General features: G+C 67.7%; 1 protein-coding gene. It reads right to left on the reverse strand.

Going from position 1 to position 1088, the window contains the following annotated elements:
• Positions 1 to 167: 167 nt before the first annotated feature.
• Complete coding sequence (locus tag AB0P03_RS40830; RefSeq protein WP_363633805.1) at positions 168 to 1016, reverse strand: IS5 family transposase; 849 nt, start codon at positions 1014 to 1016, stop codon at positions 168 to 170.
• Between the last annotated feature and the right edge of the window lie 72 nt (positions 1017 to 1088).

Consider the following 1088-nt stretch of genomic DNA (forward strand, 5'->3'; position numbering starts at 1 on the left):
GTCGGCGAGAGCGGTGACGGTCTTGCGGGTGATCGCGAGGTGTTCGAGATGGGTCTGCGCCTCCCGCAGCCGGCCTTGCAGTTCCTCGATCTGCGTACGGAGGCCGTCGGCCATGGCCTGGGCGGCGTTCTCCTGGATGTCGAGCGCGTCGAGCAGGGGCTGGAGGTTCATGCCGTCACCGCATGGGGATCGCGCCAGGTGGGCGTGCTCGCACCGGTGAGACGGCGGGCCATGACCTGGGTCATCGCCCAGTAGACACGGGAGGCGGAGGAGGACGGGCGGTGCTCGTAGTCGCGGACCAGGCGCCGGTGCAGTATCAAGATCCCGTAGGTCTGCTCGACCCTCCAGCGTTTCGGCTGCGGGACGAACCCTCTGTCCTGCGGGTTGCGTTCGACGATCTCGACATCGATGCCCAGGCCCGTGCCGTGCGCGACGACCTGCTTCTTGAAGCCCTGGTCGACCAGGGCTTTTCGGACGCTGCCGCCAGCGTGCTCGGCGACCTGGTCCAGCAGGGCGGTGCCGGCGGCGTTGTCGTGCGCGTTCGCGGCCAGGACGATGACGGCGATGACCAGGCCCAGCACGTCGACGGCCAGGGCCCGTTTACGGCCCGGCACCCGTTTCGCCGGGTCCCGGCCGGTCGTGGAAGTGGGGACCCCGGCGGCCACATGGACACTCTGCGTGTCCAGGACGACCAGGGACGGGTCCTCTAATCGGCGGGCCCGCTCACGGACCTGGCAGCGCAGGAGTTCATGGATGACCTGGTCGGTTCCGTCGTCCCGCCACACGGCGAAGTAGTAGTACGTCGCGCTCTTCGGTGGCAGATCGTGCGGGAGATAGGCCCACTGGCAGCCGGTCCTGCCCTGGTAGAGGATCGAGTTCACGATCTCCCGCATCGCGTAATCGCCCTGATGGCCACTCACTGACCGGTGCCGGTTCTTCCACGCCGTGAGCACCGGCTCGATCAACGACCACTGCTCGTCCGATAAGTCGCTCGGGTACGGCTTGCGTTCACTCACCTCACCACCCCAACAGACCACCGGCCTCGGACGGGCGGACTCCACCCCCGCCCACACCATCAGGTGACAACA

This window comes from Kitasatospora sp. NPDC088779, assembly GCF_040685395.1.
Classification (GTDB): domain Bacteria; phylum Actinomycetota; class Actinomycetes; order Streptomycetales; family Streptomycetaceae; genus Kitasatospora.